This is a genomic window from Antarcticimicrobium sediminis (assembly GCF_004348975.1).
In the GTDB taxonomy this organism is placed as follows: domain Bacteria; phylum Pseudomonadota; class Alphaproteobacteria; order Rhodobacterales; family Rhodobacteraceae; genus Antarcticimicrobium; species Antarcticimicrobium sediminis.
Genome location: NZ_SMFP01000015.1, coordinates 55,271 through 75,565, shown reverse-complemented (window position 1 = coordinate 75,565; position 20,295 = coordinate 55,271). Strand labels below are relative to the sequence as shown.

Annotated in this window: 17 protein-coding genes; 12 read left to right on the top strand and 5 right to left on the bottom strand. The window is 60.7% G+C overall.

The window, feature by feature from the left end; all coding sequences use genetic code 11:
* On the top strand, nt 1–1,666 hold a 1,666-nt coding region (locus E1B25_RS18320; RefSeq protein WP_132831042.1), incomplete at its 5' end, for a cation-translocating P-type ATPase.
* 394 nt (nt 1,667–2,060) lie between these two features.
* Here the strand turns inward: E1B25_RS18320 and E1B25_RS18315 are convergent.
* Nucleotides 2,061–3,443, bottom strand: a complete 1,383-nt coding sequence (locus tag E1B25_RS18315; RefSeq protein ID WP_132831041.1) for a sensor histidine kinase — start codon at nt 3,441–3,443, stop codon at nt 2,061–2,063.
* 377 nt (nt 3,444–3,820) lie between these two features.
* On the opposite strand from E1B25_RS18315, the gene E1B25_RS18310 reads away from it, so the two are divergent.
* Nucleotides 3,821–4,435, top strand: a complete 615-nt coding sequence (locus E1B25_RS18310) for an acyl-homoserine-lactone synthase (RefSeq protein WP_132831040.1) — start codon at nt 3,821–3,823, stop codon at nt 4,433–4,435.
* A gap of 126 nt (nt 4,436–4,561) precedes the next feature.
* Here the strand turns inward: E1B25_RS18310 and E1B25_RS18305 are convergent, their stop codons facing one another.
* Nucleotides 4,562–5,617, bottom strand: coding sequence for a tellurite resistance/C4-dicarboxylate transporter family protein (locus tag E1B25_RS18305; RefSeq protein WP_132831039.1), 1,056 nt, complete (start codon nt 5,615–5,617; stop codon nt 4,562–4,564).
* Nucleotides 5,618–6,311: 694 nt separating this feature from the next.
* Between E1B25_RS18305 and E1B25_RS18300 the strand changes: the two genes are divergently transcribed.
* The 5 genes from E1B25_RS18300 to E1B25_RS18280 all read left to right on the top strand — a co-directional run bounded on the left by E1B25_RS18300 (nt 6,312) and on the right by E1B25_RS18280 (nt 12,059).
* Nucleotides 6,312–8,105, top strand: coding sequence for a sensor histidine kinase (locus E1B25_RS18300; RefSeq protein ID WP_132831038.1), 1,794 nt, complete (start codon nt 6,312–6,314; stop codon nt 8,103–8,105).
* A 229-nt stretch (nt 8,106–8,334) separates the two neighbouring features.
* Nucleotides 8,335–9,255, top strand: coding sequence for a metal ABC transporter substrate-binding protein (locus E1B25_RS18295; RefSeq protein ID WP_132831037.1), 921 nt, complete (start codon nt 8,335–8,337; stop codon nt 9,253–9,255).
* Nucleotides 9,256–9,352: 97 nt separating this feature from the next.
* Nucleotides 9,353–10,327 (top strand): manganese/iron ABC transporter ATP-binding protein, encoded by a 975-nt coding sequence (locus E1B25_RS18290; protein WP_132831036.1) that lies wholly within the window; start codon nt 9,353–9,355, stop codon nt 10,325–10,327.
* Complete coding sequence (locus tag E1B25_RS18285) at nt 10,324–11,214, top strand: metal ABC transporter permease (protein WP_132831035.1); 891 nt, start codon at nt 10,324–10,326, stop codon at nt 11,212–11,214. Before E1B25_RS18290 ends, E1B25_RS18285 begins: the two co-directional genes overlap by 4 nt.
* Nucleotides 11,211–12,059 carry a metal ABC transporter permease gene (locus E1B25_RS18280; RefSeq protein WP_132831034.1) on the top strand — a complete coding sequence of 283 codons (849 nt, stop codon included), beginning with the start codon at nt 11,211–11,213 and terminating at the stop codon, nt 12,057–12,059. Before E1B25_RS18285 ends, E1B25_RS18280 begins: the two co-directional genes overlap by 4 nt.
* Before the next feature lie 135 nt (nt 12,060–12,194).
* Here the strand turns inward: E1B25_RS18280 and E1B25_RS18275 are convergent, their stop codons facing one another.
* The 3 genes from E1B25_RS18275 to E1B25_RS18265 all read right to left on the bottom strand — a co-directional run bounded on the left by E1B25_RS18275 (nt 12,195) and on the right by E1B25_RS18265 (nt 14,675).
* On the bottom strand, nt 12,195–12,482 hold the full coding sequence (locus tag E1B25_RS18275) for a DUF6525 family protein (RefSeq protein ID WP_280960254.1): 288 nt from the start codon (nt 12,480–12,482) through the stop codon (nt 12,195–12,197).
* 12 nt (nt 12,483–12,494) lie between these two features.
* Nucleotides 12,495–13,709 (bottom strand): GTP-binding protein, encoded by a 1,215-nt coding sequence (locus E1B25_RS18270; protein ID WP_132831033.1) that lies wholly within the window; start codon nt 13,707–13,709, stop codon nt 12,495–12,497.
* A 189-nt stretch (nt 13,710–13,898) separates the two neighbouring features.
* Nucleotides 13,899–14,675 carry an IclR family transcriptional regulator gene (locus E1B25_RS18265; protein WP_132831032.1) on the bottom strand — a complete coding sequence of 259 codons (777 nt, stop codon included), beginning with the start codon at nt 14,673–14,675 and terminating at the stop codon, nt 13,899–13,901.
* Nucleotides 14,676–14,853: 178 nt separating this feature from the next.
* Between E1B25_RS18265 and E1B25_RS18260 the strand changes: the two genes are divergently transcribed.
* The 5 genes from E1B25_RS18260 (at nt 14,854) to E1B25_RS18240 (ending at nt 20,291) form a co-directional block, all read left to right on the top strand.
* Entirely contained in the window at nt 14,854–16,380 is a 1,527-nt protein-coding gene (locus tag E1B25_RS18260) for an ABC transporter substrate-binding protein (protein WP_132831031.1), read from the top strand.
* Nucleotides 16,381–16,471: 91 nt separating this feature from the next.
* Nucleotides 16,472–17,389: an ABC transporter permease gene (locus E1B25_RS18255; protein ID WP_132831030.1), complete on the top strand. Its 918-nt coding sequence runs from the start codon at nt 16,472–16,474 to the stop codon at nt 17,387–17,389.
* Between the two features lie 31 nt (nt 17,390–17,420).
* The gene (locus E1B25_RS18250; protein WP_132831048.1) at nt 17,421–18,293 is read left to right on the top strand and encodes an ABC transporter permease; all 873 of its coding nucleotides are present in this window, start codon (nt 17,421–17,423) and stop codon (nt 18,291–18,293) included.
* 16 nt (nt 18,294–18,309) lie between these two features.
* Nucleotides 18,310–19,305, top strand: coding sequence for an ABC transporter ATP-binding protein (locus tag E1B25_RS18245; protein ID WP_132831047.1), 996 nt, complete (start codon nt 18,310–18,312; stop codon nt 19,303–19,305).
* Complete coding sequence (locus E1B25_RS18240; protein WP_132831029.1) at nt 19,302–20,291, top strand: ABC transporter ATP-binding protein; 990 nt, start codon at nt 19,302–19,304, stop codon at nt 20,289–20,291. Before E1B25_RS18245 ends, E1B25_RS18240 begins: the two co-directional genes overlap by 4 nt.
* Nucleotides 20,292–20,295: the final 4 nt, after the last annotated feature.

Here is a 20,295-nt window from a genome sequence, read left to right as displayed (position 1 = left end):
ATTCTTCGCCAGATCGAGCCCGACCGTGATAATCTCTGACATGACCGCTCTCCTTTGTGGATCCTCAAAGACCCACCTTGGCACACAGATGCCGTCGGGGGGCAGTTACATCATCAATGCCGCGCTGGAGCAGGGGGCCCAAGGAGCGTCGGGCGACCCGATGGAAGTCGCGCTGCTGCGGGTTGCGAGCCAAGCCGGGCAAGGCCGTGATACCCTGCTGGAGACAGGTAAGGAGGTGCGCAAGCACGCCTTTGATCAGGATACAAAGATGATGGCCACCGTTCACCGCGAGGGCGATTGTTTCTTTTATGCCGTCAAGGGGGCGCCGGAATCGGTTCTGGAGGTTTGCACCAAGGTTCTGGGGCGTGATGGGGAACAGAGGCTGGACGCAACCACGCGCGCCCAGTGGCAAGAGCGCAGCCGCGCCGCAGCCAGTGAGGGGCTGCGTCTTTTGGCCTTGGCTTCGAAACGGGCTGAGCACGAGGATGGCGCGCCTTATGAGGGGCTCACGCTGGCCGGGATGGTCTGCTTGCGCGATCCGTTGCGCGCCGATGTCGCCGGAGCAATCGCAGCCGCGCAGGCGGCGGGCGTGCGCGTCGTGATGCTGACCGGCGATCACGCCGATACCGCCGCCGCCATCGCCCGCGAAGCGGGGCTGGGGCAGGGCGGGCACCTGAACGTGATGGAAGGGGGCGATCTGGATGTCCTTGAGACCGAAACGACAGACGGGTCAAAAGTCGACGGGGCTCTGCGTGACCGGATCCTATCTGCCGACGTCTTTGCCCGCATCGCTCCGGCGATCAAGCTGAAGTTAGCGGCGCTGTATCAACAAAACGGACATATCGTGGCGATGACCGGCGATGGCGTGAACGACGCCCCGGCGCTGAAACAGGCCGATATCGGTATCGCCATGGGGCTGCGCGGCACCGAGGTGGCGCGCGAGGCCGCGGATATGGTTCTCAAGGACGATTCCGTCGGAACGATCATCGCGGCGATGTGGCAGGGACGGGTCATCTTCGACAACATCCGCAAATTCGTCGTGTATCTGATGTCCTGCAATGTAAGCGAGGTGCTGATTGTCGGTCTCGCCGTCGGGGCGGGCTTGCCAATGCCGCTACTACGGTTGCAGATCCTGTTCCTTAATCTCGTGACAGATGTGTTCCCGGCCTTTGCCTTGGGGTTCGGCGCGGGTGATGATCGCGTCATGCGCCAGCCGCCGCGCGATCCCGCCGAACAGATCCTCGATGGTCGCCGCTGGATACTGATTGCTGTTCTTGGCGGTGCCATTACCGTGACGGTTCTCACGGCCTTCTGGCTGGCCTTGCACTGGCTGATGCTGCCGACCGAGGCGGCCGTCACGGTGTCTTTTCTGACGCTGGCGCTGGCGCAGCTTTGGAACGTGTTCAACGTGCGGATGCCCGGCGGCGGCCTGTTCGTCAACGAGGTGACGCGCAATGGCTGGGTCTGGGGGGCGATCGCGCTTTGTCTCGCAATGATTTCGGCAGTGTTCTGGATACCGGGGTTGTCTGAAATACTGAATTTGCCTGACCCTGGTTTGCCCGGGCTTGTGCTGGCCTTCGGGGGCAGTGTCGCACCGCTGCTTATCGGGCAGATTGTGAACAGGCGTACATGTTTGGATGCCCCCTTCGATGCAAAGATTTTTTGACTTTCTCAGCGTGTGATTGCGGGCGGCAAAGCTCATCCAAAGCAAGGAACCTTGACTCCCACAGCGCATCGTGCTGAGGCGGTATCGAGTGGGAGTCGATTTCTTTAAGTATCTGGAACAAAGGGCTTTCCGTAGAATTCAAAATCCCCCGCCTTAACGGGTGTGCCGGTTCGAGTCCGGCTTTGGGTACCATGATAAGCGGCGTTTCGGATCAAACCGGAGCGCCGCTTTTTTCATTAAATGTGGGCTTATATGGCCAGCTTCGCTTCATCTGTCTGTATTTGGGCTTTTTGTGCGTGCCGGGGTCCCGCGCGCAGAAGTTCGCGCGTTTTGCGGCCCGCGTGTGCCGCAGCCAATAGGCTGCGACGCGGAATTTTGTTAGGTCACAGGGGGCTTAGGCCCGCGCCTTGATTTTCAAAGGGGCGCTGTCTTCTGCGGACGGGGTGATTTGCGTGGGGGCGTCTTCTTCGTGCAGGTCAACAAAAAAGGTCGAACCCACCCCGAGCGTGCTGGTGAAGTCGATCTCGCCCTCATGGGCTTCGATGATCCGTTTGGAGATGTTCAGGCCAAGACCGGTTCCCTCGAACTTTCGCGTGTTCGATGAATCCAGTTGGCTGAAGGCGTCGAACAGACGGCCGCGGGCGCTGTCGGCGATCCCGATGCCGTCATCAGAGACCGACACGCGAACATATCCGTTGTGGCGTTTGATCGAAACACGCACCTCGCCGTCGTCCTCAGAGAACTTGGTCGCGTTGGACAGAAGATTGGTGATCACCTGATCAAGGCGCATACCGTCGAACCGGGCCCAGAACACGTTTTTGGGCGCATCAGTGACAATCGTGATGTTTCTTCTGTCCGCAAAGGGGCGAAATCGCTCGATCGCCTCGTTGACGAGGTCACCGAGGTCGCGAACCTCGAACAGGAATTCGATCTTGCCGGCTTCGGCTTTCTGCAGCAGCAGCAGGTCGTTCACCAGATCGGCCAGACGGCGGGTGTTGCGGGTTGCGATGTCCAGCGGCCGTTTCATCTTTTCCGGGGGCTGCCCCAGAACGCCGGAGTGGAGGATCTCCAACGATCCCTTGATCGAGGTGAGCGGGGTGCGCAATTCGTGGCTGACGGTCGACAGGAACTGCGTTTTGGCCTGATAGGCGGCCTTGGTGCGTTCGTGTTCCGCCTCGAGATCCTGGCGGCTGTGTAGAGAGGCAGTGTAGCCTGTCAGGAAGCTGCGCGAAAGCTCGACAATGAAGCCCAGCACAAACAGCACGGTAAAGAGGTGCAGCCAGAGTTCGGAAGAGAGCGGCGGGTGCACGATCCAGATATCCCGGATCGGAACGAACAGGATGGCCGAGACATAGATCGCGATGCGCAGCGCCAGAACGGGCAGGAAGTGGTGATTGTTGATGGCCGCAAAGATGGAGGCTGAAACCAGCATGAAGAGCGGCATGAAGTGCCCGGTTTCCGGCCCTTGCTGGATCGACACCGCGATACAGAAGAACGAAATCACCGCCGCGCTGATCACGGTCCCCAAATAGATCGCGCGCATGAAGTGGCGCACGGCAGTCTCGTTCCACTGCCGCATCACCAGAATGTTGCGGAAGACCACGCCGTCATAGACCTCGCCGGCCCAGACAAGTGCGTAAAAAATAAGCGCGATTTTCCAGTTGTAGTAGGCACCGGCCAGAAAGATGGCGGCCGAATAGATCGCAATGCGTTGAAACAGGAGCTGTCGCCCGACCTTCGCATAGTCGCGAAGCCGGCGGCGGTTCGCCCAAAGCATTGTTTTATCGTCGCTTTGGTCGCCCTTCAGTGGCCTAAATACGTCTTTGATGGGCATGTGCTCAGCCTCTGGTCGTCCGATATGCAAAAATGCAACACGTATAGATTGTATCCATCAACATTGATGGAAGTTTGGCGCAATTGTGTCAGAAATTGGAGGAATAGGCGATAGAAGCCAGAAAAACACGAGAAATCGGCAGGTTATACATGGGTTTTCACTCGAGAGAAAAGCGGGGATTCGGGCGTAGCATTCTGCCTGATCTGGTTTCTGTAAAGCCGGAGAGGCTCCATCGGAAGCTATCCAAGGTAGAGGCCGCGCCGGCACAACCTCTGGCGGGGGCGAGCAAGCCTCAGGCGCGTGCGAAATTGCCGAACCGCATGCGCTCGGCCGTGTTGTCGATCCATACGCAGCAGAATTATGGCGAACTTTACACCGAATTTCTCAGGGCGCGGAAGCGCGTGTTCATCGACACAAAACACTGGGAACTGCCCAACGTCGACGGGATGGAGTTTGATCAGTACGACACACCGCAAAGCCGCTCGGTCGTGGTTCACGAATTTGGGCAGGTGCTCGCCGGTATTCGGCTTTTGCCGACAACCGCGCAGTGCGGGTGTTACAGTTATATGCTGCGCGATGCCCAGCGCGGATTGTTGGCGGGTATCCCGTCCCATGTCCTGTATGAGAAGGCGCCTGTCGCCGATCATATCTGGGAAGCGACGCGGCTGTTCCTGTCGCCCGAGGTCGAAGCAGAGCGCAGGCTGCAGGTTCAGATGTTGCTGATTACCGAAATGGCGCGCGCAGCCGTCAACGAAGGGGCCACCCATGTCATCGGGATCGTGCCTGCGGTTTTCAAACGGTGGATGGGGCGGCTCGGCATGGGCGCGCTGCCTCTGGGACCGAAATTGTTGATTGATGGCGACAAGATACAGGCCGCCGTCATGCATGTCGCGGCGGTTGCGGGCGGGCCGGAAAGCAACACCACCCTGCACTGAGCGCCGGGACCGGTCTGACATGGCCGCCGGAGTGATCTGAGTCACGTTTGAAACAGGGAACCGGACACCGGTGCGCAGATGCGCCCGGTTCGGCACGTGTGCTGGCCCCAAACGCTGTGACCGGGGTCAGTGTGTCCCGCCAAAGCGGGTCACTGTCGCGCGCAGGAAGGCGAGGAACGTCACGGTCCAGGCGGCGATGGCGGCGTATGAGAACAGCCGCGCCAGTGGGTCGAGAAATCCGAAGTCGAGCGCGCCGCTCATGGCCTCGGTCGCGACCGCATACATGCCGATGGGAAAGACCGCGCCCCAGTACAGGGGATCGTAGCGGAATGGAAAGCGTTTGTAGACGTGGCGCCAGACCCCGAGGATCAACAGCATCGGGATCCACCATGTTCCGGTCGCCCAATAGAAGATGGTGAAACCCTTCAGAAACGGCGCGATCGAGTTCAGGAACCAGGCATCGGTCGTATTGCGGATCAGCAGCGACCCCGCCAGCGTCGAGATCGCCATCGCCCCCATGTTGATCCAGTAGGGGGGCGACAGGTCGCCGGGCGAAAAGCGGAAGAAGGTGTAGCGGTAGAAGATCAGCGACATCATCCAGATGTAGAGCATCCCGCCCCAGAGCCACATGGACAGGGCGAGAAAGTTGAGATCAAGGCGCAGCGGTTGTTCGATATGGGGCGCCAGAAGGGCCGAGAGCACGGCAATCGACTGGGTCGACACCACGGCAAGCAGCCATGCGCCGCTGATCCCGGTTTCCAGCGGGGGCTTTTCCTCTTTCACGGTCAGGGCAGTGAAGATGGTGTAGGTGAGCAAAAGCCATAGACCGACGGCAAAGAACCACAGGGCAAAGGCGATGCTTTCGGCCTCGAACAGCAGCAGCGCCTCGCTGCCGAGGATGCCTGTGGCGGCGACCTTGGTGAAAAAACCCGGTCCGCGCAGATGGTCGATCAGATCGAGAAAGATGGCGCGCGGATGGTAAATCACCCGCAGAATCGTGAGGGCCCAGAGGATTGCGTAGGCGACACAGGCGATCGCGAATAAAAGCAGCGCAAGGGTGTTCAGGCCGATCTGTCTGGACGCAAGCGAGACGATGCCGGTCGCCATGACCATGCCAAAGCTTGCCGGCAGCAACGTGCGCACCTGCGTCGCCAGCAAGGGTTTGAGCGGGATAGGAATCATCCTGCCGATCCTGCGCTGCGCCCCGGTCTGGACCTGCGGCGCGGGCGGCCGGATCGCCCGTCGGCCCAGAGCATCGCGAGTGGCTCCGATAGGGCGGCGCGGGGGTGTTGCCTGACGGGATCGGTTCCCATGGGGCGTCTCCAGAAGGTGTGAGTTTCCGGCAGTCTGATCTGATGAAAGTGTAGCGAGATGACTGCGTGTCGTCGCCACTTATTTAGGCACGATGCCGCTGCCTTTCGCCGCAGTCGGACTGGGTTCGGGGGGGAGCGCCCATTTGCGCGGCGTATCATCGGGCCGGGTGGCATTGTCTGACCTGCGCCCCTGAAACGCGCAATTTTTGGGGTTGGTCCTCGGCGTGATAATGCCTACAGGTTCCACCGAGATCAAAACCTGATCAGAGCCCCGTCATCTTTGCTGGCTCTCAAGGGGAGCAGGTCACAGCGCGCTTGCCGAAAAACGGGGCGCGTCAGGAGTTGCGACCCAATGGTTACACTTTTAGGTTCCCCAGTTTCGCCATTTTTTCAACATGTTCTGACGGTCAATTCCCGTCGTACCGCAGGTTGCGAATGCATGGGGCTGCGGTATGTTCTGTGCGAATTGAAGGAATGTGGGTGTCGATATGAAGAAATCTCGGACTCATCCCGCCCTGCCCGGACAGGGCGCGGCATGCAAAGCTGACCTGCAAGAGTAGACCATGACCTGCCTGACGAGTTTGGAATTCACCTTCGTGCCTGCCGCTATCGCCTCACTGTGGGTGTTCGGCGCCCTTGTCTTGGTCTGGGTTGTGCGCAACCATCGCTTTGCAGGCAAACACGCTTTTGTCTGGGCCTTCGTGGCGATGCTGTGGTGGCTCTTTGCCGTGGTGTTCGATTTTGCCTCGCAGGGGCTATCGTGCAAGGTCGGCTGGTCGCTGGCGGCCTGGCCGGCGATTTCGTTGCTGCCAATCGCCTGGGCGTTCTTCGTGTTCGACTATACGTTGAATCCCAAGGGCGGTTTCTCAAAGGTCCGCCTGTGCTGCTTCCTTGGTGTCCCGGTTCTGGTAAGCCTGATCGCTTTCACGAACGGGCAGCACCATCTGCTTTACGGCGCGGACACCTATCTTACGCAGGACGGGACCGGTGCGTTCGTCGACTTTAATCACGGGGCTGTCTTCTATGTCATTGCTGCGGGGCTGTACATCTTTGTGCTGGCCACCTTGGGTGTGCTTGCCTATGCGATCCTGAAGGCTGAAAAGAACATCCGGCCTTTTCTGGCTGTTCTGGCGATCATTACCGTCGCCCCCTTGGTGGCCAATGTGGCCTATGTCGGCTGGGAGGTCACCATTCTCGGGTTCGATCCGACCCCCTTCATGTTTGGGGCTGCCTTCCTTGCCTTCAGTTGGCTGCTTTCTGACAACAGGATGATGGATACCGAGGCACTGGGGCGGGATCTGCTGTTCTATGCCACCCACGACCCGGTGATCATCATGGATGCCCTTGGTCAGTTTGCCGGTGCAAACTCTTCCGCAAGAGAATTGTTCGAGGACAAGATGCCAGAGCGTGGCGAAGGGCTTGGGGATCTGGAAAAGATCGGTCCGATGTTGCGCTCTCTTGCTGCAACCGGGGAGCTTGGCTGCGCGGAACCGATCCGGTTCGGGGATCGTATCTATGACCCGCGCGCGCTCCCGATTGCGAGCCCGATCCAGACGACGCGCAATCTTTTGGGGTGGACGGTGTCCTTGGTCGACATCACGGAACGGGAACGCACGGCCGAAGCCCTGCGCGAGGCGGTGGTTCATGCCGAGGCCGCCAACCGTGCAAAGACCGAGTTTCTTGCCGTGATCAGCCACGAATTGCGCACCCCCATGACCTCTTTGAAAGGGGGGCTGGATCTGGTGCTTCATGGCGTTGTCGGGGAGGTCAGTGATCCCGTCAGAAACTTGCTGAACATCGCCCAGAAGAACAGTGTCAGGTTGCAGCGGCTGATCGACGATGTTCTTGATCTGCAAAAGCTCGACCTGAATGCGGTCAAGTTCAAGCTTCAGGATCTGGACCTGATCGACTTCCTGCGCGAAACCATGGAAGAACACGAGGGCCATGCCGCCAAGGCCAAGGTTGCGCTCTCACTCGTCACAAATGACGTGCATGCCCAGGTGCATACGGACCCGTACCGTTTGAAGCAGGTGGTCGGAAACGTGCTTTCAAACGCGGTGAAGTTCTCGCCCGAAGGCGGGGAGGTCGAATGCTCTGTCCAGGTGATCGGGACACAGCTGAGAATGTCGATCCAAGACAGCGGAATCGGCATTCCGGAAAACGCCGAGGATCAGGTTTTCGGACGTTTCAATCAGGTTGACAGCTCGGAGACACGGGCGTCCGGAGGGTCTGGTCTGGGGATGCATATCGCCAAGCTTTTGATCGAGCGGATGGGGGGCGCCATTTCCTATGAAAGCCGCCTTGGCGAAGGCACCACGTTCCACATCGACATCCCGTTTTCAGTGCGCGCGCTTTAGGCTCACCGGACATCAAACTTACCCGGTATCCCGGGTCGAAGGTGAAGGGTGCTGCGCGAGTTGTCGCGCGAAATCACCGTTCCTGACCGGAAAACCGGGATTTTCGCTTTGTGATCCGCGCGTTTCAGCCCGCGATGGGGAAATTATTGCGAGTCATTCTCATTTGCATTGACTTTTGCGACCGATTCTCATTAACACCATTGGAACCGCACCCAATCAGGAATTTCGCATGCCTCGTTTGTCCCTACGATCCATTGCCCTCTCTACGGTGATCGCATCGACATCCCTGTTCGCCCTTCAGGCCAACGCCCAAGGCGGGAAGGGGGCTTTCAAGGTCGTGACAACGTTTACGATCCTGCAGGACATGGCGCAGAATGTTGCGGGGGACGAGGCCGAGGTGGTTTCGATCACCAAGCCGGGCGCGGAAATTCACGGCTATGAGCCGACACCGCGGGATATCGTGCGCGCCTCGGATGCTGACCTGATCCTGTATAACGGTCTGAACCTTGAACGCTGGTTCGAACAGTTCATCGACAATCTGGGCGACATGCCCTCCGCGATCCTGACCGACGGGATTGATCCCATTTCGATCGCCGAAGGCGACTATGAGGGGCTGCCGAACCCGCATGGCTGGATGGGGCTCGACAATGCGATCACCTATGTCGACAACATCCGCGACGCCCTGTCCCAACATAATCCCGACAGCGCGGAAATCTACGCCGCCAACGCCGAAGCCTATAAGCAGCGGATCCGCGACACCGTGGGGCCCTTGCGCGACCGCATTCAGGCGGTTCCCGAGGCGAACCGCTGGCTGGTGACCTGCGAAGGGGCATTCAGCTATCTCGCCCGTGATTTCGGGCTGCGCGAGGCCTATCTTTGGCCCATCAACGCCGACCAGACCGGCACGCCGCAGCAGGTTCGGGGCGTTATCGATACGGTCCGCGCCAATGACATTTCCGCCGTGTTCTGTGAAAGCACCGTTAATCAGGCCCCGGCCAAACAGGTCGCGCGCGAAACCGGCGCCACCTATGGCGGTATGCTCTACGTCGACAGCCTGACCGAGGCTGATGGCCTGGTGCCAACCTATCTCGATCTGCTGCGCGTTGACGCCCAGACCATCGCGGACGCCTTGGCGCCGCGCTCGAACTGATCGGGACTATGCGCGTCCCCTTTGATCGGCGCGGCCGCTTTTCGCGGCGCTCAATCTGCGGTCCGATCGTCGCCCCCCTCGCCATAAGGAATTCATGATGCTCGATAGTTACCCGGCCCCTGTTCTTCATGACACCGACAATGGTGACCCCGCGGGCGGCATCATGGCGCGCGACGTGACGGTCACTTACCGCAATGGCCATACGGCGCTGCACGATGCCAGTTTCGAGATCCCGCGCGGAACGATCACGGCGCTGGTCGGCGTGAATGGCGCGGGCAAGTCGACCCTGTTCAAGGCGATCATGGGGTTCGTGCCCACGGCGCGCGGGGAAATCAAACTGCTGGGCAAGTCGATCAAGGAGGCGCTGGCGAGCAACCTCGTGGCCTATGTGCCGCAAGCGGAAGAGGTCGACTGGGCCTTTCCCGTGTTGGTCGAGGATGTCGTGATGATGGGCCGATACGGGCACATGGGGTTCCTGCGCCGCGCCGCGCGCGCCGATCACGATGCCGTCGAGGCCGCACTTGGTCGGGTCGGCATGTCGGAGTTTCGCAAGCGCCAGATCGGCGAGCTGTCGGGCGGGCAACGCAAGCGCGTGTTCCTTGCGCGCTCCATCGCGCAGGACGGTCAGGTGATCCTGCTGGACGAGCCCTTTACCGGCGTCGACGTCAAGACCGAAGAAAAGATCATCGCGCTGTTGCGCGAGTTGAAAGACGAGGGCCGGGTGATGTTGGTTTCGACCCACAACCTTGGCTCCGTGCCTGAATTCTGTGATCGCACCGTGCTCGTGAAAGGCACGGTTCTTGCCTACGGCCCGACCGAAACCACCTTTACGCATGAGAACCTTGAAACGGCATTCGGCGGCGTGCTGCGCCATTTCACCCTTGGCGGAGACGACCTTCACCACGACGAGGGTGACACCCGCGAACTGCGCATCATCACCGACGACGAACGTCCCTTCGTGCAATACGGCGAAAAACGCTCCGCTTCGCCCGCCGTTGACGCCACGCTGCGCGGCACCGGCCATTCCGGTGCCCCGGAAGAGGACGGCGACAAGAAAGGGGATTTCTCGTGATCGAGACCCTGCTGCAGCCGTTTTCCTATGGCTATATGTTCAACGCCATGTGGGTGTCGTCTTTGGTCGGCGGCGTCTGCGCCTTTCTCTCCTGCTACCTGATGCTCAAGGGCTGGTCGCTGATCGGCGACGCGCTGAGCCATTCGGTGGTGCCCGGCGTCGCGGGGGCCTATATGCTTGGGCTGCCTTTCGCGCTTGGGGCGTTCTTTGCGGGTGGATTGGCTGCGGGCGCGATGCTGTTCCTGTCGGGGCGTTCGGGGCTCAAGATCGATGTCATCATCGGGATCATTTTCACCTCGTTCTTCGGGCTGGGCCTGTTCATGGTGTCGCTGTCGCCGATGTCGGTCTCGATCCAGACGATCATCATGGGCAACATCCTTGCCATTACGCCCGGTGATACGCTGCAACTGGCGATCATCGGCTTTGTCTGCCTTGCCGTGCTGCTGGCCAAATGGCGCGATCTGATGGTGGTCTTTTTCGACGAGAACCACGCCCGTACCATCGGGTTGCGCCCCGATGTGTTGAAGGCCGTGTTCTTTGTCCTGTTGTCGGCCGCTATCGTCGCGGCGATGATCACGGTCGGCGCGTTTCTGGTCATCGCATTGGTCGTCACACCGGGGGCCACGGCCTATCTGCTGTGCGACCGGTTTCCGAAACTGATTGTTGTTTCCGTCCTGATCGGCGCGCTCACCAGCTTTCTTGGGGCTTACGCGAGCTTCTTTCTGGATGGAGCGACGGGGGGAATCATTGTCGCGCTGCAGACGCTGATCTTTCTCATCGCCTTTGTCTTTGCGCCAAAGCACGGGATGCTGGCCGCCCGGCGCAAGGCGGCGCAGGCGCTTGAACGTCATCCGGCGCGAAAACCGGCCAAGGAGGTTCGCCCGTGATCGACACCCTGATGCAGCCGTTCCAGTTTCCCTTCATGCAGAACGCCTTCTGGATCTGCCTTCTGGTCGCGCCGCCGACGGCGCTGCTGTCGTGTTTTCTGGTGCTCAAGGGCTGGGCGCTGATGGGGGATGCGGTCAGCCACGCGACCTTGCCGGGTATCGTGCTGGCGTGGATCCTCGGGCTGCCGCTGATCGTCGGGGCCTTTGGCGCGGGGATGCTGTGTGCGCTGGCGACCGGCTTTCTGTCACACAACAGCCGGGTCAAGCAGGACACGGTCATGGGGGTGGTGTTCTCTGGCATGTTCGGGGTCGGGATCATCATGTATACCTCGATCCGTACCAATGAGCATCTGGACCATATCCTGTTCGGCAACATGCTTGGTGTCGGCACTACGGACCTTTGGACCTCGGGGGGGATCGGGCTTGTGGTAACCGCGCTTCTTGTCTTGAAGTGGAAAGACCTGCTGCTGCACGCGTTTGATCCGGCACAGGCACAGGCCTCGGGTCTGCCGACGAAACTGCTCCACTATGGGCTGCTGAGCGTGCTTTCGCTGACCATCGTTTCGACCCTGTCGTCCGTCGGTCTTATTCTTGCCGTGGCGCTTCTGGTCACGCCGGGGGCGATTGCGTTCCTCTCGGTCCGCAGTTTCGGCAAAATGCTCGTCGTTTCGGTCGTGGTCTGTCTTGGCGCGATGCTGACAGGCACCTACGCGAGCTTTTTCATCGACAGCGCCCCGGCCGCGACGATCGTGTTGATCCTGACGGGGATCTTTGTCGCAGCGTTCCTGCGCAGGATGGCGGTGACGCGTAAAACATCGCGCAAGGCGGCCGAAGCTTTGGTGTGACGCGTGTCGTGAAACGCCCCGGGTTTGCCGGGGCCGCCCCATGACGTGAGGGTGTGGGGCGTTCCGAACCCGGGGCGTTTCACCTTTTATAGTGCAAACTCAACAGCGTGGTATCCAGTCTTCATCCTTGTGCGCTCAGTCCGGGGGCGTGGCAGGGGCAGGATAGTCGCCGCCCCAGATCCGCCGACTGTCGCGGGCCAAGGTCCGGTCCTCGGCCGCGCGCAGGGCCGCAAGGGCGAGATCGCGATCCCCTTTGGTCGAGCGTAGCGCGCGTTGCCAGATCCGAAAGGCCGAGCGCGCGCTCCACGGGAGATGGGCGCAGGCCAGCCAGCGGCGCAGGTCCGGTGGCAAGGCATCAAACGCGGCCATCGGGTTGGAACATGACCGCCTGCGCAGTGAGGTGTTCAGGTTTCGGCGGCTCACACCAAGGTCCGCCTATGCCGCGGTCCGACCCCAGACCGGGAAGGGATCGGGCAGATTGTCCCAGACCTCGGGCGTGAAATCCGCCGAGGTGACCCGTGCCGCATTCAGCGCCGCGCAGATCTCCTCGCGGTCAAGGTCGGCGCCGATGAAGACGATCTCTTGGCGCCGGTCGCCCCAAGGTTCGGCCCAGCGACGGGCGATTTCGGCCTGTGCTTCGGGGTGTTGCGGTAAACGATCCGGCGGCACGCTCGCCCACCAGCGCCCCAAGGGCGTGACCGAAGATATTGCGCCTGCCAATGAGAATTCGGCCACCCAATCGGGGCGCGTGGCGATCCAGAAGTGCCCCTTGGCGCGGATGACGCCGGGCAGGGGGCCGTTCAATACGGCGTGAATCTTTGCGGGGTCAAAAGGTTCGCGGGCCGAGTAGACGAACGAGGAAATCCCGTATTCCTCGGTCTCGGGGGTGTGGTTGGCAAAGCCGTACAGCTCTTTTGCCCACATCGGATGGGTATGGGCCGTGTCGAAATCAAACAGGCCGGTATCAAAGATCGCGTCCGGCGCCACGCGCGAGTGGCTGGTTTCGATCACGCGGGCATCGGGGTTCAGCGCGCGGATGATCTTGCGGGCGGCGTCCAGTTGGGCGGTACTGGCATCGCGTACCTTGTTCAGCACGACCACATCGGCAAATTCCATCTGCTCGGTCAGCAAGTCAACAAGGCTGCGTTCATCGCCAGCGACCGCAGTTTCGCCCCGGTCCGCCAAAAAATCATGGCTGGCGAAATCGCGCAGCAGGTTCACCGCGTCGACCACCGTGACCATCGTATCCAACCGCGCGACATCGCTGAGGCTGCCCCCGGCCTCATCGCGAAAATCAAAGGTCGCGGCGACGGGCAGGGGTTCGGCAATGCCGGTGGATTCGATCAAAAGATAGTCAAACCGCCCCTCATCGGCCAAGCGGCGCACCTCGCTCAGAAGGTCGTCGCGCAGGGTGCAGCAGATGCAACCGTTTGACATTTCGACCAACTTCTCCTCGGAGCGCGACAGTTCCGCGCCTTCGCGGACCAGGTCGCTGTCGATATTCACCTCGGACATGTCATTGACGATCACCGCCACCCTGCGGCCTTCGCGGTTGTTCAGGACGTGGTTCAAAAGCGTGGTCTTCCCCGCACCCAGAAATCCAGAGAGGACGGTTACGGGAAGGCGGGGATCGGAGAGGGTGGCGGTCATGGAGGATCTCTGTAATGTTATGATATAACATAACGATAGATTCCATAGACCCGCGCTGCAATAGGAATTTGTGTATCGGGCTTGGAGGCATCGATACTTTGGCAGCGGACAAAGGCCGTCTCTGAAGAGGAAGAGGGGGGGGCTTTTCAGTGCCCCTTGGGGCTGAACGTCGCCCGATGCGCCGCGCCTTTAGGGGCGCAGCAGCGGTTGGATCGCGTTCGCGGTATCCTGAAGCCAGGGCAGGATTTCCTCATGGATGCGGGCGATGTCCCAGGAATGCTCTGACACTGAGCAATGCACGGCGGACCAAGCCCGGCCATCGGGGCCGCGAATGGCACAGGCGATCCCGACCTCGCTCAGAATCATCTGGCCATGGGTGATGGCGTGGCCGGTCTCGGCGACGATCTCGATCTGGCGGGCAATTTCGGCACGGTCGATCGTGGTGCGCGGTGTCTGGGCGTGCACATGCCAGTCGCGGATGGCCGCCGTGCGCTCCTCCTCGGGGAAGGTCGCCAGGATACACTGGCCGGCCGAGGTGCTGAGCGCGGGCACCGTCCGCCCCGGCACCGAAGCGGCAAAGGTCGTGCGTTTGCAGGGCAGGCGGGCGGCATAGATGATCTCTTGCCCCGAGAGTTCGGCAAGGTTCACCGTCTCGCCAAGGTGTCGCGACAGGTCGATCAGCTTGGGCATGGCGCGCGCCACCAGCGCATCGGACCAGTAATAGGCATAGGCTAGCCGCAACCACGCGTGTGAGGGCCGATAGCGTCGGGTCTCGGCATCCTTGTCCAGCATTCCTTCAAGATGCAGCGTGTTGGCAAGGCGTTGCACCGCGCTTTTTTCAAGCCCGGTGATCTCGGCCAGCTTGGTCAGGGAAAGCTCGGTGTGGGTCTCGTCAAAGGCGCGCAACAGGCGAAGACCCTTGGCCAAAGTGCTTACGAAAAGCGTGTTCTGCTTGGTTTTTGTCATAGGTCTCTTTGTCGTCAAATGAATGGGCGCGGTGTTTGAGATTGGGTCTTGATTTTCGGGCGCGTACGGGGTTTCATTAATTATACTGCAATTCAGTGTATCATTATATAATATACTTGGACGCGTAAACGGGAAACTCGCAGACGCCGTAGCGTGTCTTCGGCAGGGAGAACATCTGATGAAAACCACCTTTCTGAAATCCACCGCGCTGACGCTGGCCCTATCGCTGGCTGCCGGTGGCGCGGCTTTGGCTGACAAGGCGAACGACACCTTGAAGGTCGCCTATACAAAAGAGCTGGAGAACGTCGACAGCTTTTTCAATTCGTCCCGCGAGGGCGTGGTGTTGCAGCGGGCGGTCTGGGATGGTCTGATCTATCGCGATCCGAATACCAATGAATACAAGGGCAACCTTGCGACAAGCTGGGAATGGATCGACGACAAGACGCTGGAGCTGAAACTGCGCGAGGGCGTGACCTTCCACAATGGCGCGCCCTTCAATGCCGATGACGTGGTCGCGACGGTCAATTTTGTCGCCAAGGAAGAAAACGGCGTCAAGACCCAGCGCAACGTGAACTGGATGGATCGGGCCGAAAAGGTCGACGACTACACCGTGCGCATCTACACCAAGAAGGTGTTTCCGGCGGCCATCGAATTTCTGTCCGGTCCGGTGTCGATGTATCCGGCGGATTACTATGCCGAAGTGGGCCCGTCGGGTATGGGTCTCAAGCCCGTCGGCACGGGCCCCTACATGGTCAGCGAAGTCGTTCCCGGCCAGCATTTCGTATTGAAAAAGAACGAAAACTACCACGATAGCCCCAAGGGCCAACCGACAATCGGCACCATCGACATTCGCACCATCCCTGACGTCAACACCCAGTTGGCCGAGCTGTTTTCCGGCTCGATCGACCTGATCTGGCAGGTGCCGTCCGACCAGGCGGAAAAACTGGCCAGCATGGGTGATCGGTTTACCGTGTCGAACGAATCCACCATGCGCGTGGGTTACCTCGCGATGGACGCGGCGGGCCGGTCGTCGATGGATCCCAACCCCTACAAGGATCTCAAGGTGCGGCAGGCGGTGAACCATGCCATCGATCGTCAGGCGCTGGTCGACAACCTGCTCAAGGGCAAGTCCAAGGTTGTCTGGACCGCCTGTTTCCCCAGCCAGTTCGGCTGCGCGCAGGACGTTGCACAATACGCCTATGATCCGGAAAAGGCCAAGGCGCTGCTGGCCGAGGCGGGCTATCCTGATGGGTTCACTACCGATTTCTACGCCTATCGCAATCGCGACTATGCCGAGGCGATCTCGAGCTATCTCAACGCCGTTGGCATCAAGACAGACTTCAAGATGCTGCAATACTCGGCCCTGCGCGAGTTGAACATGAAGGGCGAGGCCCCCTTGTCGTTCCAGACCTGGGGCAGCTATTCGATCAACGATGCCTCTGCGATGGTCAGCCAGTTCTTCAAACATGGCAGCCTTGACAGCACCCGTGACGATCAGGTGCTGGAAGCGCTGAACGTGGCCGACAGCGCAACGGATCCCGACACGCGGATCGAATACTATGGCAAAGCGTTGCGCCGCATCGCGGATATGGCCTTTTGGGCGCCGATGTTCAGCTACAACACCAACTATGTCATGACCAAGGAAGTGAACTACACCCCGACGCCGGACGAGGTGTTGCGCTTCACGGACATGACCTGGAACTAAGACATTGGGAAAGCCCGGAGACGTGTGAGTCTCTGGGCTTTTCTGTTTTCGATTTGCCGCAATAGCCACGCCGACAAGGAGACCGCAGCAGATGCTGCCATTCATATTAAAAAGGCTGGGCCTCGCGATCCTCGTGGCGCTGACGGTCAGTTTCATCAGCTTTTCATTGCTGTTCCTGTCTGGCGATCCGGCGGCTGCTTTGGCGGGTGAAACCGCCAGCGGCGAGGACATCGAGGCCGTTCGTGTCCTGTATGGTTTTGATCGGCCGATGCTGGTGCAATACAGCGAATGGCTGATGCGGGCGGTGCGCGGCGATTTCGGCGAAAGCTACTATTTCAAACTCCCTGTCGCGAGCCTGATTGCCGAGCGGCTGTCGGTGACGATGATTCTGGGGGCCTGCGGAATTTCCTTTGCTTTGCTGACAGCTGTGCCGCTGGGCGTGGTGGCGGCGATCCGGCCCAATTCCATTGTCGATCGTTTCGCGCTGTTTCTGTCGGTCGCCGGGCAGGCGATGCCCAGCTTCTGGTTCGGCCTCATTCTGATCGTGGTGTTCGGGATCAAGCTGGGATGGCTGCCGCCTTCGGGGGCGTCGAGCTGGCGACATTTCATCATGCCGACTGTCGTGCTGGGCTATTACGCGATGCCCGCGATCATGCGGCTGACCCGTGCGGGCATGCTCGAAGTGTTGAACTCCGACTATATTCGCACCGCCCGCGCCAAGGGCGCAGGCGAGGGGCGGGTGCTGTTCAAACACGCGCTGCGCAATGCGATCATTCCGGTGGTCAGCCTTGCCGCCGTGCAAATGGGCTTCATGCTGGGCGGCTCCATCGTTGTGGAATCGGTCTTTGCCCTGCATGGCGCGGGCTATCTCGCCTGGGAAAGCATTGCGCGCAACGACCTGCCGACGGTGCAGGCGCTGATCCTGATTTTCTCGATGTTCTACATCGTTTTCACCTTCCTCGCGGACGTGCTGAACGCATGGCTTGACCCCCGAATGAGGAGTTCGTGACGTGTCAGTAAAGAAAACAACAGCCCCCCTGATGGAAGAGATCACCGGCCCGACGCCGCGCCAGATCCTGCGCAAGCGGGTGACCGGCCACACCGGGCTGCTCTTTGGCCTTGCCGTGGTGCTGATCCTGCTGTTTGTCGCGATTTTCGCGCCGCTGCTGGCGCCCCATGATCCCTATGCGCAAAGCCTGTCCAGCCGCATGGTTTCGCCGGTCTTTCTGGGCGGCACTTGGGAACATCCGCTGGGCACCGACCATCTGGGCCGGGATTACCTGTCGCGTCTGATCTATGGCGCGCGTGTTTCGCTGCTGATCGGCGCTGTGGCGGCGGCGATCTCGGGTGTGATCGGCACCGCGATGGGGGTCGCCGCCGGGTATTTCGGCGGCAAGGTGGATGCGGTCGTGACCTTTCTGATCAACGTGCGGCTGGCAATGCCTGTCGTGTTGGTCGCACTGGCGGTCGTCGCGATTCTGGGCGGCTCGCTTCAGGTGGTGATCGGGGTGCTTGGGCTGCTGCTTTGGGATCGGTTCGCCGTGGTCATGCGCGCCTCGACGCTGCAGGTGCGCCGCCGTGAATATGTCGCCGCGGCGCAGGCCATCGGGGCCTCGACCTCGCGGGTGATCCTGTCGGAAATCATGCCCAATATCGTGAACAACCTGATTGTCATCGTCACGCTGGAAATGGCCCATGCGATCCTGCTGGAGGCGGCGCTGTCCTTCCTTGGTCTGGGGGTGCAGCCGCCGACGCCAAGCTGGGGGCTGATGATCAGCGAGGGCAAGAACATGATGCTGTTCGAACCCTGGCTGGTGCTGATCCCCGGCGTCGTGCTGTTCATGCTGGTCCTTGCCATCAATCTGATGGGGGACGGGTTGCGCGATGTGACCGCCCCCGAGAACCGGAGCTGAGGCCATGAGCAAAGACATGACCAAACCGCTGCTCAGCGTGCGCGGGCTGACGTTGGATATCCCGCTGGCGCGCGGTACGCTACATGCGGTGCGTGGGATCGACTTTGACCTGTATCGCGGCGAAACGCTGTGCATCGTGGGGGAGTCCGGGTCAGGTAAATCGCTGACCTCGCTGGCGGTGATGGGGCTGTTGGACAAGAACATCCAGCGCCGCGCTGAACGGATGGATTTCGACGGCACCGAGTTGACGCGCGCCTCTAACCGCCAGATGCGCGCCCTGCGCGGCGATCGGATCGCGATGATCTTTCAAGAGCCGATGACCTCGCTCAACCCGGCCTATACGATTGGCGATCAGTTGATCGAGGCCCTGCGCCTGCACCGCAGCGTCAGCCGCGACACCGCCCGCGCTCGCGCGGTCGAGCTGTTGGAAAAGGTCGGGATCTCGGCCGCCGCAAGCCGCCTTGGCCAATATCCGCATCAACTGTCGGGCGGTCTGCGGCAGCGTGTCGTGATCGCCATGGCCTTGATGTGCGAACCGGAACTGATCATTGCGGATGAACCGACAACGGCGCTGGATGTGACGATTCAGGCGCAGATCCTGCGGCTTTTGGTCGATCTGACCAAGGAAATGGACGTGGCGATGATTCTCATCACCCATGATCTGGGGGTCGTGGCGCGGGTCGCGGACAAGGTCGGGGTGATGTATGCGGGCGAACTGGTGGAAACCGGCCCCGCGGCCGAAGTCTTTGGCAAGCCCATGCACCCCTATACCCGTGGGTTGCTGCGCTGCATCCCGCAACCGGGCATGACCGAACGCGGCGGAGAACTGGGGACGATCCCCGGAATTGTGCCGTCGCTGATCGGGGCGGTGCAGGGCTGTGCCTTTCGCACCCGTTGCCCGCATGCAACCGAGGCCTGCGGTGGCGAAATTCCCGTGCGCGGAGAGCAATCGCATCGGTTCCTTTGTGTTTACGCCGATGGCGCCCGCAGCGTCGAAGGAGAGCCCGCATGAGCGCCCCCGTCCTTGAGTTGAAGAACGTCGCCAAGACCTATCGCGTCAAACAGGGGATGTTCGGCAAGCCAAAGCCGCTCAATGCCGTCAACGATGTCTCGCTGAGCTTGGGCCGGGGCGAGGTGCTGGGCCTTGTCGGGGAATCCGGCTGTGGCAAGTCCACGCTGGCCAAGATCCTGCTGGGATTGGAAGAGCCCACCTCCGGGCAGGTGCTGGTCGATGGCGAGGCGATTGGCGGTCAGGACCGGCTTGCGCTGGCGCGGCGTATCCAACCGATTTTTCAAGATCCCTATTCCTCGCTCAATCCGCGCAAGACCATCGCTGACATCGTGTCTTTGCCGCTGCGCGTACATGGGGTCGGGGATGCCAAAAGCCGCGCCAAATCCGTGCGCGAGACGTTGGAGCTTGTCGGTCTTCCGGCGCGGGTGCTGAACACCTATCCAAGCCAGATGTCGGGGGGGCAGCGGCAACGCGTCGCCATCGCCCGCGCCCTGATCATGCACCCCGAGATCGTCATCTGCGACGAACCCACCTCGGCGCTGGACGTCTCGGTGCAAAGCCAGATCCTGAACCTGTTGAACGAACTGCGCGCCGAATTCGGCCTGACCTATCTGTTCATCAGCCACGATCTGGCGGTGGTGGAGCACCTCGCGACCCGCGTGGCGGTGATGTACCTAGGGCGCATCGTGGAAGAGGCGGACGTGGGCGATTTGTTTGACGCGCCCCGCCATCCCTATACGCGGGCGTTGTTGAATTCGGTGCTGACCCCGGACCCGTCCCTTGGCGTGCCGGATACGCAGCTTGGCTCGGCCTATCCCAACCCGATCTCACCGCCCTCCGGCTGTCACTTTCACCCGCGCTGTCCGTTTGCCGAGACCCTGTGCAAGACCAAGGCGCCACGCCCGGTGCCGCGGGCGGGTGGGCATGTGGAATGTCATCTGCACGATCCCGACAGCACGATGTATCGCCCTGATTTTACTGTCTGAAGCT